The organism is Microvirgula sp. AG722, from assembly GCF_003269145.1.
Lineage (GTDB): Bacteria > Pseudomonadota > Gammaproteobacteria > Burkholderiales > Aquaspirillaceae > Microvirgula > Microvirgula aerodenitrificans.
Genome location: NZ_QLTJ01000011.1, coordinates 18,400 through 33,739, shown reverse-complemented (window position 1 = coordinate 33,739; position 15,340 = coordinate 18,400). Strand labels below are relative to the sequence as shown.

The window sequence follows — 15,340 nt, the reverse complement described above, 5'->3', positions numbered from 1 at the left end:
CGCTTTCCCTCGCCGCCATGTCCTTTTTTCCCGTTTCCCACAGAACAGGACCTTCCGTGCGCCGGATACTCGTGGTCGATGACCATTCCTTGCTGAGCGATGGCATCAGGAGCCTGCTGTCGTCCGTTCCGACCTACCTGGTGGTCGGTGAAGTCGGCGACGGCCTGCAGGTCTATCAGGCCTGCCAGCAACTGCTGCCGGACGTCGTGGTGCTCGATCTGGGATTGCCCGGCATGGACGGCATCGATGTCATCCGCCAGCTGAAGCGGCGCTGGCCGGCCCTGATCGTGGTCGTGCTCACGGCCGATGCGGCCGAATATCGAGCGCGCGATGCACTGGCCGCCGGTGCACAGGCCTATGTGCTGAAGAAAAGTCCGCGCCAGACGCTGCTGGCCGCCCTGCACCTCGCACTGGCCGGCAAGGCGTTTCTCGATCCCGCGCTCGATGCCGGGCAGGTCGCCGGCCCGCAGGGCACCGCGGGCCAGACCCGCCTGACCACGCGCGAGCGGCAGGTGCTGAAGCTGATTGCCGAGGGCCTGCGCAACCGGGATATCGCCGAAAGCCTGACCATTACCATCAAGACAGTGGAAACGCACCGCCTGAACCTGATGCGAAAGCTCGATGCACACAATGCGGTCGCGCTGGCGGACTGGGCCAGCCGGCTAGGCATTCACTGAGCGGATCACCCGGCCCAGCGCCCGGATCGCCCGCCGGCTTGGCCAGCCACCTTGCCACACCCGCGTCTCCAGCCGCTCGACACGGGCCTGGATCCGGGCCATGCCGGTCTGGCCCGCGCATCCCTTCAGGGCGTGCAGGCTGCCGAGCAGGCGCTGGCGCTCCTGCGAGCGCCAGTCGACCCTGATTCGCGCGTAGCCCGCCAGCAGCCCACGGCTGACGGCCGGGTCCGCGGCATCCAGTAGCGGGCGCAGCAGTGCCGGATTCGGTGCCAGATCGATGCCGCGTTCCAGTTGCAGCGAAATCGCCAGGTCTATCGCGCCGGACAGCTGCGCCAGGCCGACCGGCTTGGTCAGGCAGCCGTTCATGCCGGCCTGCAGGGCCAGGGTGCGTCCGACCGGCCTTCCGTCTGCCGTCAGGGCGATGACCGGCGTATCCGGGTCGAGCAGCCCGGCTGCCGGGTCGCGCCAGCATCGCGTGGTTTCCAGCCCGTCCAGGCCGGGCATGTGCACATCCATCAGCACCAGGTCGAACACCTGCTGGCGGCCGCGTTCCAGGGCATCACTTCCGGTTGGTACGGTTTCGGCGCGATGGCCGAGCCCGGACAGCATCCTGGCGACAATGTCGCGATTGAGGCTGACATCATCGACCAGCAGCACGCTGAGCGACCACGGGCTGACCACCAGGGGGGGCGGCCCGTCGGCGCGGCTCAGGGCTGACGGGGTCCGAGGGGGCGTGCTGCGTGGCGCGGGCTGCCGGGGCGCAACGCCCGGGGGGGGCGGAGGCCTGTCGCGTGGCGTGGCGTGGGGCCGCCACAGCTGCCACAGCGTGACGCCGGCCAGCATGAACGACGCCAGCTGGGCCATCAGGACAAAGGGCAGCGCCGGTCCCCCCAGCAGGGCCAGCGTCTGCCGGGCGAGGGTGGCACCGGAGAACAGGCCGACAATCTCCCAGTCAGGGTTGGCCAGCGCCCGGCATGTGGCCCGGAAGTCGCCGATCCGTGCGGCGAACGTCCGTTCGCAGCGCGGAGGCAACTGGTTGCGCAGCAGGGCGGGGGCTTCCGAGGTCAGCCCGTCGGCCACGGCGGGGCCATCCTGCGCGCGGCGCAGAACGAGAAGATGACCGTGCTGCGTGCCGTCGGCCGGGGTCAGGCTGCCGACCGCGAGACTTTGCCCGGCCAGGATGCCGGTACCCGCCTGCCGGTACGCGACCGTCAGGCACAGGCGCCCGTGCGCATCGCGAAACGGCTGGCTCCAGCGGGGTACACCCGTGGCGGACGGTTGCCGCTGCAGTTGCGGTGGCGGCCGGTCGCACGGCGCACCGCCCGGCGACAGCGGGTCCGGCTCGTAGAGCACCAGGCCCTGGCCGGGCAGGAGCAGGAAGGCGCCGGCGCGGTGAGGCGGATCCGCATCGCCGAACAGCGCGACGACCCGTCGTGCCTGCCGCACCTGGATCTGGTTCGGCACTGCACCGTCGAACGGCACGAATACGGTGCGCCGGGACAATGGTGTGCCGGTGCCGGACAGGGGCTGGTCCTGCAGTGTGGTCCACAGGTGATTCAGCCATTGTGCCTGCTGTCTGGCCCGGCCGAAGCGGCGGTTTTCCCGTTCGACCACGACGTTCAGCTCCCTCGCGAGCTCCTCGAGGAGAAATTGTCGTGTCTTCGTGTATCGATAGAAAAATCCTATCGACTCAGCCTGCAGCCAGCATGCACCCAGCACACAACCCAGGAGGAGTGCTGCGCGCCCTGTGAGCGTCTTGTCCCGGAATTTACGCAAAGTAAATAGTGAATTTCAGAAGTGGGGCCACAAGGGATGGCCCGTGCGCTATCGGTGGTACCAGGCCCATCACTCAGGCCTTTACCCGATGGGGTCGAGCCCCCGCCGTCATGGATGATATGTCGCGCTATCGCATGCAGACATGGGGGAACCGGATGGATTTGCAAATGGAGCGGCGAATGGAGCAGTTCCTGGAACTGTCCGGCCTGTCCGCCACGCGGACCGAACCGTGCATGGAATTCATCATGCCGCCGTGCCGGCTTTATATCGAGTGTCTGGATGGGCGAATACTGCTGTCGCTTGGCCGGCCGGTTGCGGCTGCCTGCCGTGTCGAGGTACTGAAGCGGCTGCTCGGGCAATGCCTGTCGACGCGCTTGCCGGGCGTTCCGCTGCGAGCGTGCCTGCTGCAGGACCAGTCGTTCCTCAGTTGCTCGCCGGCCCGCGACAGCGGGCCCGGCCACTGGATGGCCTGCCATCAGGAGATGCGGCGGCTTCTGGATGCCGCCGCCGGAGCGACGTGGTGACCCGCCTTGCACCGTGGCTCGCGATGGCGGCCGGCCGGCAGGACATCGTACTCGCCATCATATTGCTCGTCGCCGTTTTCACCATGATCATCCCGTTGCCGACCGGGCTGGTCGACCTGATGATCGCCATCAATCTGGCGACGGCCATCGTCCTGCTGATGATGGCACTGCACATCAAGGAGCCGCTGGAGTTTTCTGTTTTCCCGTCGCTGCTTCTGATTACTACGCTTTTCCGTCTGGCGCTGACCATCGGCACCACCCGGCTGATCCTGCTGCAGGCCGATGCCGGGCGCATCATCGACACGTTCGGTCGTTTTGCCGTCGGCGGCAACCTTGGCGTCGGCCTGATCGTGTTCATGATCATCACGATCGTCCAGTTCATCGTCATCACCAAAGGGGCCGAGCGCGTGGCGGAAGTCGGCGCGCGTTTTTCCCTCGACGGCATGCCCGGCAAGCAGATGAGCATAGACGGCGACCTGCGCGCCGGCATCATCGATGCCGGCGAGGCGAGGCGCCAGCGCCGGCTGGTCCAGAAGGAAAGCCAGCTGTACGGCGCCATGGACGGCGCGATGAAATTCGTCAAGGGCGACGCCATTGCCGGCATGATCATCATCATCGTCAACATTCTCGGAGGCACTGCCGTCGGCGTGTTCATGCACGGGATGAGTGCCAGCGAGTCGATGTCGACCTACGCCATCCTGTCGATAGGCGACGGCCTGATCAGCCAGATCCCCGCGCTGCTGATTTCGATCACCGCCGGCATCATCGTCACCCGCGTCCCCGGCGAGCAGCGGCAGAACCTGGCTGATGACCTGGTCGGGCAGATCGGCCGGCAACCGCAGGTGCTGATGCTGGCCGCGGCGGTGCTGCTGGTGCTGGCGCTGGTGCCGGGCTTTCCCCTGCTGCACTTCGTGGCGCTGGCGGGGCTGGTTGCTGCCTGCGGCTGGTGGACCGGCAAACGCCGGCGCGGTGCGGCGCCGGCTGAACCGGGCGCGCCCGGGACCGAGGCCGGGGGCGGCGCGCTGGTCATGACACCGGGCGCCGTGCCGCTGATTCTGCGGTTGTCCGACGACCTGATGCGCGGCAGCCGGCTGCCTGGCCTGATCGACGAGTTGCGGCGGCGGAAATTCGATCAGCTGGGCATTCCCTTGCCGGAGATCCCGCTGCAGAAGGACAGCGCGGCAGCGGCCGGCTCGCTGTGCATCCTGCTGTACCAGGAGCCGGTGCTGACGCTGGACGTGCCGGCGGACCTGCTGCTGGCGGATGTCGCCTCGGCGCCACTGCCGCAGGCTGCGCGATGCGCCGCCCTGCCGTTTGGCGGACTGCAGCTGCAGTGGGTCGAGGCCGGCCAGCAGGACGCCCTGGCGTTGCAGGGGGTCATTCTGTACCGGGACGAGGCCAGGATCATGCACTGCCTGTCGATACTGGTTGACCGCCATGCAGCCGAATTGCTCGGCGTGCAGGAAACCCGCTTCCTGATGGATGCAATGGAAGGCCAGTATGCCGAGCTGATCCGGGAAGTGCAGCGCCAGCTGCCGATCGGCCGCATTGCCGACGTGCTGCAGCGGCTGGTCGGGGAAGGCATCTCGATCCGTGATCTGCGCAGCGTGTTCGAGGCGCTGATCGAATGGGCGCCGCGGGAAAAGGACCCGGTGATGCTGGCCGAGTACGTGCGCATGGGGCTGCGCCGGCATATCACCGCGCGCTATGGCGCCGGCCAGCCGTGGATCAGCGGGTGGATGATCGGTGACCGGATGGAGAGCCTGATCCGCGAGTCGATCCGGCAGACATCGGCGGGGTCGTACTCGGCGCTGGGGCCGGAGCACAACAGGGCAATAGTGGATTGCATCCGCGAGAGCGTGGGGGCAGAAGCGCCGCGCTCGACGGTGTTGATGACGGCGATCGACGTGCGCCGCTTCCTGCGCAAGATCGTCGAGCGCGAGTTCTTCAGCCTGGCCGTCCTGTCGTTCCAGGAACTGGGTGACGAGTCCGAACTGCGGGTCCTTGGCAATATCGACCTGATCGGCGAGGTGGCCTGACATGCGCAAGCCGGACCCTGCACGGATCGAGAGCTTGCTGGTGGCGCGGCTGGTGGCGCACCGGGAGCACGACTGCGCCGGCGAGACCCGCTTCGGGCGCGTGGTCGATGTCGGCCCCACGGTGGTGCGGGCGTCGCTGACCGGCGTCGGCCTCGGGGAAATGTGCCGGCTGGAACCGTCCGGCATCGAGGCGGAAATCGTCGCCATACGGGGTGGCTTTGCCCTGCTGTCGCCGTTTGCCACCCCGACGGGCGTGATCGCCGGCAGCCTGGTGCGGCCGCTGGGGCGGGCGCACCGGATCGCGGTGGGTCCGTTCATGCCCGGCCGGGTGTTCGACGGCATGGGACGACCGCTCGACGGCGTGCCGCTCCCGACGACATGCACATGGCGCAGCCTGGATGAGGGGGTGCCGGATCCGCTCGAACGAGCACTGATCGATACGCCGCTGCCGCTTGGCGTGCGGGCAATCGATGGTCTGCTGACCTGCGGCCGGGGCCAGCGGGTCGGCATCTTCGCGGCGGCCGGGGGCGGCAAGAGCACACTGCTCGGCATGATCTGCGATGGCAGCCTGGCCGACATCATCGTGCTTGCCCTGATCGGAGAGCGCGGCCGTGAAGTTGGCGAGTTCCTGCGGCATACCCTGTCGGATGCCGCGCGCGAACGCACGGTGGTGGTGGTGGCGACCGCCGACCGCCCGGCGCTCGAACGGCTGAAGGCTGCCTCGGTGGCGACTGCCATTGCCGAGCACTTTCGCGATCAGGGCCGGCATGTGCTGCTGCTGATGGATTCGCTGACCCGCGTCGTACGCGCGGCACGGGAGATCGACCGCGTTGTCGACGACGGCCGGCCGGGGGGCATGGCCGGCCTGCCCCGGCTGCTCGAACGGGCCGGACCGGCCGCCGTCGGCTCGATCACCGCCCTGTATACCGTGCTGGTGGAGGGGGATGACCTGAATGAACCGGTCGCCGATGAGGTGCGTGCCCTGCTCGACGGCCATATCGTGCTGTCGCGCCGGCTGGCGGAGGCCGGTCATTATCCGGCGATCGACATCGGTGCCAGTACCAGCCGGGTCATGGCGCTGGTCACCGATGAACGGCACCGCCGGCTGGCAGGCCGTCTGCGACAGTTGCTGGTGACGTATCAGGAAATCGAATTGCTGGTGCGGATCGGCGAATACCAGGCCGGACAGGATGCCGATGCCGACGAGGCCCTGGCCAGACGGCCGGCGATCCGCCGCTATCTGTGCCAGGGCACGGAGGAGAAAAGCGATTTCCCCGGGACGCTGCAGCAGCTGGAACAACTGCTGGCGGCGCCATGCTGACGCGCTTGCTGGCCATCCGGCGGCTGCGCGAACAGCGTCTGCACGCACAGCTGCAGACGGCATGCCGCCAGCTGGCGGACATGCAGCGGCAACAACGGGACCTGCTGGCGGCGCAGCGCCGGCTGCAGCGTGCCTGGCGTCATCATGGCGTGGTGGGTGATGTGCTGGATCGCGCCGCCTGGCAGCGGTTCAGGGCGGAACTGGCCGATTATGACCTGCGCGACCGTGAGCTGGCCGGGCAGCTCGGGACGCTGCAGACCGGGATGCAAAGCCTGCAGGCCACCGAAGCCGGACTGCGGGCGCAGTTGCGCAAGGCGCAGCGCGGGCAGCACAAACTGCAGCTTCTGCTGGAGAAGACATGATCCGTTTCCGAGCGGGCCCCGGCCCGGCCATGAACGGGGTCCGGCCTGTCCGCGACCCGCAGGACGATGCCTGCCGGCGATTCGACGCACTGCTGCAAGGAGCGGCCTGCGGGCCGGTGCTGGCGGCCCCTGGCCCCCGGCCCGGCCAGTGCCGGCTGGCGGCGTGGCGGGTGCGTCTCTGCCGGGGGCCGTTTTCCGGGCTGGAAATCGAGGCCTGCCTGAGCGGGGACGGGGTGTCGCTGCGCATGACCGTCCCCCGGCCTGTCCCTTTGTCGCTGGGCCTGGCGCTGGCCCGCCATGCCGTGCAGGTGGAAATGGACGTGGCGGATGCGGCGCCTGAGTGAAGCGGCAGGGCGCCTGCTGCGCAAGATTGGCCATGGCCGACAGCGGGGAAGCGCCGACGGCGGGCTGCTGCTGCGTTACCGGCAGGCCGGTGGTGACGGGCTGGTCCTGTCGGCATGGCTGGACGAGGAACCGGTGCGGTTGTGGCTGGACGAAGCGCAATGGTGCCGCTGGGTCGAACCGGTGCTGCCGGTGCCGGACTGGCCCGCCGTGCCCCCGGTGCTGCACGCCATGCTTTCGGCATGGACCCTGGCCGGGGCCGATGCCTGCCTGGCGCCGGACGATATGGCATGGCCGCGCGGGCAGGGGCTGGTACAGGCGCATGTGGCGCCGGCGCCTGACTGGTGTCTGTGCCTCGAACGGCACGGCGCCCGCCTCGATATCCGGCTGCTGGACTTGCCACTGGAATGGATAGACCGGCTGGCGGCGTGCCTGCAGCCGGTCGAGGCCGGCACGATTGCGGACCGGCCGGTGCCGGTTGCCCTGGTGGCCGGCTGGGCCCGGGTCGCCGCGACCGGGCTGCGGCATCTCGGATGCGGGGATGCCCTGCTGCTGGGCCGGGCCTACCGCATCGCCGACGGCGAGATCGGCCTGTTTGCCGATGCGCCGCTCGCATGCCTGTGCGTCGACGAGGCGGGACATTACCGGGTGGGAGGCGGCATGGGGGAAACCGAAAACTGGGTCGAGGCGGTACCGACGCCCGATGACGTGATGCTGACCGTGGTGGCCGAACTGGGCACGCTGCAGGTACCGCTGGTGACGCTGGGCAGCCTCCGGCCCGGGGACGTGCTGGATGGAGCGGCATGCATGGATGCGCAGGTCACGCTGAAAATCGCCGGGCAGGCGATTGCACGCGGCATGCTGCTCGATATCGGCGGCAGACTGGCGGTTCGCATCGAACAACTCGGCTGACCGGCTGCCGGAGAACGGCAAGCTCAGGTTTCGGCCGGATGGGCGACGGCGGCGGCGGACGGAACAATGCCGCCGAATGACGCACACACGGGAGTTGCCAGATGGACCTGTCGGACCAACCGCTGCAACTGATCCTGTTGCTGTTCGCCCTGTCCATCCTGCCGCTGTTCGTCGTGCTGGGCACCTCGTTCCTGAAACTGGTCGTGGTGTTTTCCCTGCTGCGCAATGCGCTGGGCGTCCAGCAGATCCCGCCGAACATCGCCCTGTACGGACTGGCCCTGATCCTGACGCTGTTCATCATGGCGCCCATCGGGCTGGCCATCCAGGACAACCTGGCTCTCCGGCCGGTGCAGATGGACTCGCCCGATTTCGTCCAGCAGGTCGAGGCAAGCATCTTCGCACCGTACCGGGAATTCCTGGCGCGGAACACCGCGTCCGAACAGGTGCGCTTCTTCGCCGACATCGGCCATCGGTCCTGGCCGGAACAATACCGGGGGCGGATTCCGGACAATTCGTTGCTGGTGCTGATCCCGGCCTTTACCGTCAGCCAGCTGGTGGAGGCGTTCCGGATAGGACTGCTGCTCTATCTGCCGTTCGTTGCCATCGATCTGGTCGTGTCCAATGTGCTGCTGGCAATGGGCATGATGATGGTGTCGCCGATGACGATCGCGATGCCGCTGAAGCTGTTGCTGTTCGTGCTGATGAACGGCTGGGAAAAACTGCTCGGACAGCTGCTGCTGTCGTTTGCCTGACCGGGCCGGCCATGAGCGAAGCCGTCATTGTCCAGCTCACCATGCAGATGATGTGGATCGTGCTGCTGCTGTCGTTGCCGGTGGTGGTGGTGGCCTCGGTGGTGGGCGTGCTGGTCTGTCTGCTGCAGGCCCTGACGCAGATCCAGGACCAGACCATCCAGTTCCTGGTCAAGCTGGTGGCGGTGGCGGTCACGCTGGCCATGAGCTACCGCTGGATGGGCGATGTGCTGCTCAACTACGCCGGGCTGGCGTTCGGGCAGATCGATCGCATGGATGGCTGACGTGACCGGCTGGGTCGACTGGTTGCCGGTGCTGGCGCTATGCATGCTGCGTCCTCTCGGCGTGATGCTGCTGGTCCCGATCTTCAATGCGGCCAACCTCGGCGGCGCACTGGTGCGCAATGCCCTGGTGCTGATGATGGCCCTGCCGCTGCTGCCGCTGCACGCGTCATGGACGCTCGCCACCGGGGACGGGGTGTGGGGCTATGCGCTGCTGGCCGCCGGCGAGCTGTGTATCGGCCTGCTGATCGGCTTTTGCGCCGCCCTGCCGTTCTGGGCGCTGGACATGGCCGGTTTCCTGATCGACACCCTGCGCGGTTCGTCGATGGCCAGCGTGTTCAATCCGCTGCTGGCACAGCAGTCGTCCTATCTCGGGGTACTGCTGGCACAGGTCTTTGGTCTGCTGTTCCTGGTGAGCGGCGGGTTCAATGTGCTGATTGCGGCCCTGTACCAGTCCTACGCCATCCTGCCGCCCGGCCAGGGGTTCCCGGCCGCACCGGGCGTCACGGCATTTCTCGTGGCGGAATGGCAGCTGATGTACGAGCTGTGCCTGCGCTTCTCGATGCCGGCGCTGGTGGGCTTTCTGCTGATCGACATGGCGTTCGGATTTGCCAACCACTCGACCCCGCAACTGAACGTGTTCTTCCTGTCCATGCCGATCAAGAGCGTGTTTGCCCTGCTGATGCTGGTCATGTCGCTGGGCTTTGCCTTCGATGACCCGCTGGACCGGGCGCAGTCGTTCGCTCACCGGGTCCGCACCCTGCTGGTGGCGCCATGAGCGAAAAGACCCGGCAACCCACCGCGCAGCGCCTGCGGGAGGCGCGTGGCAAGGGGCGCGTCGCGAAAAGCGCCGGGGTCGCCGGCTGCGCGCAACTGCTGGCGCTGCTCGGCTACTTCGCCTTCCTTGGCGGAGAGCTGTTGCAGGCGCTGGGCGGACTGGTCGAGGCCGCCATCCGGGCCACCGGTCTCGGCTGGCCGGCCGGGCTGCATGCATTGCTCGGCGCCGTGTTCGACCTGGTATGGCGTTTTGGCGCGCCGCTTGCGCTGCTGGTCATCCTGACCACGGTCGTCGCTACCCAGGTCCAGACCGGGCTGCTGTTTTCCCCGGCCGCGGCCGCGCCCTCACTGGAAAGGCTCAGCCCGCTGGCCAACCTGAAGCAGATCGTGTCACTGCGCAGCCTGTTCACGCTGGCGAAGTCGGGTATCGAACTGTTGCTGCTGTTCCTGCTGGTCTACTACCTGGTCCGCCAGTACGGCGCGTCAATCCAGTTCCTGCCACTGTGCCCGGTTTCCTGCGGCGTCGATGTCAGCGTGCGCCTGCTGTACTGGATGTGGGCGGTGCTGATCGGCATGCAGGCCCTGTTTGCTGTCGCGGACTATGCGTTCCAGCGCCACGACCTGAATCGGCAGCTGATGATGTCGGTCGACGACATCCGCAAGGAATATGAAGAAGCCGAGGGCGATCCTGACATCAAGCAGAAACGGCGCGAGACCCGGCAGGAAATGCAAAGCGGCAGCCTTGCCGCCAATGTCGCCCGTTCCACCGTGGTGGTGCGCAATCCGTCCCATCTGGCGGTCTGCCTGTACTACCGCCGCGGGGAAACGCCGCTGCCGAGGCTGCTTGAAGTCGGTCATGGCCAGGTGGCACTGCACATCGTCCGGCTGGCGGAACGGGCGGGCGTGCCGGTGGTGGAAAACATCGACGTGGCGCGTCGTCTGGCGGCGCAGACCGGGGTGGGGGGCTGCATTCCGGCCGAACTGTTCGAGCCGGTTGCGGAGATCCTGCGGCTGGTCATGCAACTGGAGTATGCCGACGGTGCCGATGACTGAACGGGCCTGGCGCCGGATGGCGGTGACCGGCCTGCTGGCGCTGACCATGCTGGCCCCGGTGCAGGCCGGCGAGCGTCATGCGGCATCGATCCTCGCCGCCGCCCGGGCCACAGGGCTGGATGCGCGCCTGCTGCAGGCCATGGTGGCCGTCGAGTCCGGCCATGATGCGCTGGCCGTTTCACCGAAAGGGGCGATCGGCCTGATGCAGGTCATGCCGGCCACCGGGCGGCGCTTCGGTTTTACCGACCTGGCGGACCCCGACGTCAACCTTCGGGCCGGGGCCACCTACCTGAAATGGCTGCTTGCCCACTTCGACGGCGACCTGACACTGGCGGTGGCGGCCTACAACGCCGGCGAAGGCGCGGTGCATCGCCATGGCCGCCAGGTCCCGCCATACCCGGAAACGCGGCAGTACGTGCGGCGTGTCCTGACCCGCTACCGCGGCGGCCAGCCGGTGCCGCCGCCATCCCGGCTGGGCCAGCTGGCCGGGCTGCTGCTGTCGTCGCCGGCCCCGGCAGCAAACGAGACGCAGAATCCGACAGAATCCGGCCAATTCCGGAAAAGCGCCGCGCGTGCGCCCCTAGTATGGATCCCGTGATTGGCGGAGAGAACAGCATGGATACGCTGGTGGCGGTCGGGAGCATCATGAAAACACTTTACGGGCAGAAGTGCGCGCTTGAAAAACAGCTGCATGAATGCAAGGCGCTCGAAGAAGAAATCGGCAGGCTCTGGCACGAGAGCCGGCACAGCGTGTCCGCGCTGAAAAAATGGCAGCGGCTGGAACAGCTGCTCCGGGGGGAAGACTGGCGGGCGTGGCAGGATCGTCAGCGGGATCTCGCCGGCAGGATTCGCAAGAATCTCCAGACCATCGATGAAAGCCTGGCGGCGCTGTCCGTCACGGCCGGATACACCCTGCCTGCGGCGCCGCCCGCTGCCGCCGCGAGCGTCATGCGCCGGTTCGTGTAGTACCCGAGCTGTTTTCCCGGAGACCATCATGACATTGTCCATCCAGACTGCTCCCGTTTTTTCGTCAAAAAGCATGGCGTACACCGACCCGGATATTCACCGGTTTGCCGGAGGAGGAATCTGGTCCGATGTGCTCGACAATCTCTACAAGGACATGAATAACCTGGGCATCAATGCGGCCGACCTGCTGGCAAAACTCAACCGGAAGCGGGAAATCAGCGCAGAGGCAAAAGGCAAGGCCAATATGGTCGATTCAGCCATCGCCGCGCTGCGGAAAGATACCGATAAAGGAGCGGTGGCAAAGGAAGTCGTCGACTATCTGCGGGAAAATCGCATGACCCTTGCGGACAAAACCGGTTCAAAAACCATAGATGAGTGGCTGCAGGGCAAGAATGCCGCTGCCCTGAACAAGGGAGAACTCGCCACCCTCAAGGCTGCACTGGATTCGCTGTCGTCGCGCGCCAGCGATTTTTCGGCACAGAGCAATCTCGACCTGCAGAAATTATCGAATACCAATCAATTACTGCTATCCATGGCGACCAATACCCTGGCCATGCAAAAGAATGCACTCGACAGCATTATTCGCAATATCCATTGATAACCCGGCTCAGGGAGTGGGAAATGAATACGGAGAACGGTACCGACGACGTGCTGCGCCATTTTCTGCAGCGCGGTGGATCCATCCGGATGCTGCAGGATATCGAACAGGCCGATCTCGACCGGATCTATGCCTATGCGACACAGCTGTTCGAGGCGGAGGCATTCGAATCCGCCAGAAATTTCTATTACCTGCTGGCCCGCATCGACCACTGGAACTTCGATTACTGGCTGGCGCTCGGCCTGAGTTACCAGCGGCTGCAGCAGAATGAAGAGGCACTGTTCAGCTTCTTCCGCGCCGGCATGATCCGGGTGGAAGATCCGCGTCCGGCCTTCTTCGCCGGCCTCTGCTATCAGGTGCTGGGCAATGTCGCGTATGCACGCAAGGCATTCCATGCCGCGCTCCGGTGGTGCGGATCGCATGCCGATCACGAGCCGGTGCGGCGTGCCGCAGTGGCATCACTCAGCGCACTGGAGGACTGAATGATGACCCTGCTGCCGGAACTGCATGCCTATCGGCCGGGGCATGACCCGATCGCCGGTCCTGCCGGTCCTGTCAGGACCGTTCCCGTGCCGGCGATGCCCGCTGATCCGCCGCCCCGTCTGCATGCCCTCCCGGGCATGCCGCCGGCCGCGCATGAACGGGGCGTTTCCGTGCGTGACGCCGCGCTGGCACTGGAGCGGATCATGGCCCGCTTTGATGGCGGGGCGCCCGGCCCACGCGTCTCGTTGCCGGATGTCGAGCGTGCCGACATGGAGGCGCTGGCGATGACCGCAACGGTATTGAGCCTCAGAAGCTTCGGCGATACGGCAAAGGCCACGCTGAAAGCGCTGGAAATCGCGACGCAGGCCGAGGACAGCCTGCGGCGGGAGCAGGTGCTCCAGTATCAGCAGCAAATGGATCGTGCCGTCGAGCAGGCCGACAAGGCGAGAAAGGCCGGCGTGCTCGGCGTCGTGTTCGACTGGATCATCGCCGTGGCCGAAGTCGTCTCCGGCCTGTTCAAAATGGTGACCGGCACGCTGACCGGCAACCCGCTGAGCGTGGCCGGCGGCGCGATGGACCTGATGGCCGGTCTGGCCGGTCTGGTCAAGGCGACTGCCAACACCCTGGCGCTGGTCGACCCGGACAATGCCGAAAAGCATCGGGCAGCGGCCGACGAGGCGGGCAAGGTTCAGCTGTCGTTCGAGATCGCGGGGGCAGCGGTGGATGTGACCAGTGCGGCGCGGAACCTGCTGGTGACCCGGGTCATGGGCAAGACAGCGATCAGCGTGCTGGAAAACGGTGCGGCGCCTGTCCTGCTGGCGGCCATCCGGGAAGGAAGCGAAGGCGCGATCACCGGCATTGCCCGGTCAGTGGGTCAGGATGTGGCAGAACAGGTGGCCGCGCAGATACGCCAGACCGTGGGCAAGGCATGCCGGGAAGGTGCGGAGGGCGCGTCGCGGGCGCTGGGGGTCCCGGGGTTCAACCGTGTGGCCGAAGCGTTTACCCGGGAAGCCATTGAGGCGCTGGTCGCCAGATCGGTCGAGCGCGTGGCAAAACGCGCGATGGCGAAGGGGGGTGTCATGAGTGCGGCAGAACTGACCACCGCCATCGGCAGGCAGGTTGCCGACGATGTCGTGCGGGCGGTGCTCAAGGCCTCGGTGACGGTGCTCGACGTGACACGGACCGTCGCCCGGTCGACGCGGCAGGCGGCAGGCGGCGTGCTTGCGCTGCAACGCGCCGCGCTGCAACAGGACACCGAGGCCCTGATCCTCGATCAGCAATGGTTGCAGACCTGCATCCAGTTTCATGAAACGACGAAGCGGGTAGCGAACGACAGCCTGGGCGACCTCGCCGGCCGCCAGGCCGCCGTACTGGACGGCATGCACGGGATGGCCGGCAGGGCGGCGTCGCTGCAGGTGCGCATTGCCAGCGGCATGGTTTGAAACTTTGACAGGGAGACCGACATGAACCTCATTGCCTCCTCCGCACCGGGAACGGCGGCTGCCGTTTCGCCCGGTGCGATTTTCCCGCTTCACAGCCTCGACGACTGCATGAGCCTGTTCAATGAAGCCTACCTGGCCGTGCGCAAGCTGAACGAGGACCTGCGTGATGTGTGCCGCCGGTATTTCGAGCAGCAGCAGGTGGCGCAGTTCGACAGGCTGCAGGCGGCACGCGGCGCGCGCCGGGAGGCGATCCAGTCGACGTTCAGCGGGGAACAGGCCAGGGGCTGGACCGGCATCGTGGCGGGGGTTTTCGGAGCGGGAGCGGCTGCCGCGGGACCGGTTGCCTCGGCATCGGTACAGGGGCTGGGCCGGGCCGGGGACGGCATCGCCGGTGTGTACGCGGCAGGCCAGCAGCGCGATGCACAGGGTGCGCAGTTGCTGGGGGACATGTACGGCATGGTGGCCGATCAGCGTACACGGCAGATGAACGAGCTGGCCGACGAGGCCGCCACCGCCTCGCGCCGGATGGCCGAGCTGCAGCGCGGACTGGTCGAGGCGCACAGGAACCTGGCTGCTGCGGTCAGAAACGGTTGAGCGGGCAGACGATGAATACGACACCCATCGATACGGTCACGCCGTTTCTGGCTGCGCACGGCATCATCGCCGGCACGGCCTGCCTTGGCCGGAGCGATGTCGTGATTGGCCGGCGCATCTGCCTGCCGGCGCTGGTGCTGGTGTACCGGCAGGAGGGCGGGGAACTGATTGTCTGCGATCTGGCCGCCGGTGTGCAGGGCGGCGCGGTCAGGGCTTTCCTGCAACTGGTCCGCATGCTGGCGGCAGGGGTGCCGCAACTGCAGCGGATTCGCGGGCTGTTTCTGGAGCGGGCGTCGGACCCGGCGCTCAGCCGGGCTCGCGCCAGGCTGGCGCGAATACTGGAAGTGAAGGGGGCCTGCTGGCAGCCCGTCGCGGGTGATGACTGGCTGGTGTACACATTGCCGGGGAAAGGGCCAGACCAATGCCGTTGACCACACCGCTGAT

General features: G+C 66.9%; 19 protein-coding genes. 18 read left to right on the top strand and 1 reads right to left on the bottom strand.

The annotated features are described in order from the left end of the window. Positions 1–56: 56 nt before the first annotated feature. Positions 57–677, top strand: coding sequence for a two component system response regulator (locus DFO50_RS13570; RefSeq protein ID WP_233495267.1), 621 nt, complete (start codon positions 57–59; stop codon positions 675–677). Here DFO50_RS13570 and DFO50_RS19890 read toward each other — a convergent pair. Beyond that, positions 663–2,291: a response regulator gene (locus tag DFO50_RS19890; protein WP_112692719.1), complete on the bottom strand. Its 1,629-nt coding sequence runs from the start codon at positions 2,289–2,291 to the stop codon at positions 663–665. The two genes, DFO50_RS13570 and DFO50_RS19890, sit on opposite strands and share 15 nt — an antisense overlap. A 341-nt stretch (positions 2,292–2,632) precedes the next feature. On the opposite strand from DFO50_RS19890, the gene DFO50_RS13560 reads away from it, so the two are divergent. The 17 genes from DFO50_RS13560 (at position 2,633) to DFO50_RS13480 (ending at position 15,327) form a co-directional block, all read left to right on the top strand. After that, complete coding sequence (locus DFO50_RS13560) at positions 2,633–2,977, top strand: type III secretion chaperone SycN (protein ID WP_233495266.1); 345 nt, start codon at positions 2,633–2,635, stop codon at positions 2,975–2,977. Continuing rightward, positions 2,974–5,016 (top strand): EscV/YscV/HrcV family type III secretion system export apparatus protein, encoded by a 2,043-nt coding sequence (locus DFO50_RS13555; RefSeq protein WP_112692718.1) that lies wholly within the window; start codon positions 2,974–2,976, stop codon positions 5,014–5,016. The genes DFO50_RS13560 and DFO50_RS13555 overlap by 4 nt, the downstream gene beginning before the upstream one ends. Before the next feature lies 1 nt (position 5,017). Further along, the gene (locus DFO50_RS13550) at positions 5,018–6,337 is read left to right on the top strand and encodes a FliI/YscN family ATPase (RefSeq protein WP_112692717.1); all 1,320 of its coding nucleotides are present in this window, start codon (positions 5,018–5,020) and stop codon (positions 6,335–6,337) included. Further along, positions 6,331–6,699, top strand: coding sequence for a hypothetical protein (locus DFO50_RS13545; protein ID WP_112692716.1), 369 nt, complete (start codon positions 6,331–6,333; stop codon positions 6,697–6,699). Before DFO50_RS13550 ends, DFO50_RS13545 begins: the two co-directional genes overlap by 7 nt. Next, complete coding sequence (locus tag DFO50_RS13540; protein WP_146745098.1) at positions 6,696–7,043, top strand: hypothetical protein; 348 nt, start codon at positions 6,696–6,698, stop codon at positions 7,041–7,043. Before DFO50_RS13545 ends, DFO50_RS13540 begins: the two co-directional genes overlap by 4 nt. After that, positions 7,027–7,953: a type III secretion system cytoplasmic ring protein SctQ gene (gene sctQ, locus DFO50_RS13535; protein ID WP_112692714.1), complete on the top strand. Its 927-nt coding sequence runs from the start codon at positions 7,027–7,029 to the stop codon at positions 7,951–7,953. The genes DFO50_RS13540 and sctQ overlap by 17 nt, the downstream gene beginning before the upstream one ends. Positions 7,954–8,054: 101 nt before the next feature. Next, complete coding sequence (gene sctR, locus DFO50_RS13530) at positions 8,055–8,705, top strand: type III secretion system export apparatus subunit SctR (protein WP_112692713.1); 651 nt, start codon at positions 8,055–8,057, stop codon at positions 8,703–8,705. 11 nt (positions 8,706–8,716) lie between these two features. Beyond that, on the top strand, positions 8,717–8,986 hold the full coding sequence (gene sctS / locus DFO50_RS13525; protein ID WP_107889014.1) for a type III secretion system export apparatus subunit SctS: 270 nt from the start codon (positions 8,717–8,719) through the stop codon (positions 8,984–8,986). Further along, entirely contained in the window at positions 8,979–9,761 is a 783-nt protein-coding gene (gene sctT, locus DFO50_RS13520) for a type III secretion system export apparatus subunit SctT (protein WP_107889015.1), read from the top strand. Before sctS ends, sctT begins: the two co-directional genes overlap by 8 nt. Then, complete coding sequence (locus DFO50_RS13515; protein WP_107889016.1) at positions 9,758–10,813, top strand: EscU/YscU/HrcU family type III secretion system export apparatus switch protein; 1,056 nt, start codon at positions 9,758–9,760, stop codon at positions 10,811–10,813. The genes sctT and DFO50_RS13515 overlap by 4 nt, the downstream gene beginning before the upstream one ends. After that, on the top strand, positions 10,806–11,411 hold the full coding sequence (locus DFO50_RS13510) for a lytic transglycosylase domain-containing protein (protein ID WP_233495265.1): 606 nt from the start codon (positions 10,806–10,808) through the stop codon (positions 11,409–11,411). Before DFO50_RS13515 ends, DFO50_RS13510 begins: the two co-directional genes overlap by 8 nt. 17 nt (positions 11,412–11,428) lie before the next feature. After that, positions 11,429–11,779, top strand: a complete 351-nt coding sequence (locus tag DFO50_RS13505; RefSeq protein ID WP_146745097.1) for a hypothetical protein — start codon at positions 11,429–11,431, stop codon at positions 11,777–11,779. Between the two features lie 28 nt (positions 11,780–11,807). Beyond that, on the top strand, positions 11,808–12,377 hold the full coding sequence (locus DFO50_RS13500; protein WP_158537464.1) for a hypothetical protein: 570 nt from the start codon (positions 11,808–11,810) through the stop codon (positions 12,375–12,377). Between the two features lie 23 nt (positions 12,378–12,400). Beyond that, entirely contained in the window at positions 12,401–12,859 is a 459-nt protein-coding gene (locus DFO50_RS13495; protein WP_112692712.1) for a SycD/LcrH family type III secretion system chaperone, read from the top strand. Continuing rightward, positions 12,860–14,302, top strand: coding sequence for a type III secretion system translocon subunit SctE (gene sctE / locus DFO50_RS13490; RefSeq protein ID WP_112692711.1), 1,443 nt, complete (start codon positions 12,860–12,862; stop codon positions 14,300–14,302). Positions 14,303–14,323: 21 nt separating this feature from the next. Continuing rightward, a complete protein-coding gene (locus DFO50_RS13485; protein WP_107889022.1) occupies positions 14,324–14,896 on the top strand; it encodes a hypothetical protein in 573 nt (190 codons plus the stop codon). 11 nt (positions 14,897–14,907) lie between these two features. Beyond that, a complete protein-coding gene (locus DFO50_RS13480) occupies positions 14,908–15,327 on the top strand; it encodes a secretion protein (RefSeq protein WP_107889023.1) in 420 nt (139 codons plus the stop codon). Positions 15,328–15,340 lie beyond the last annotated feature (13 nt).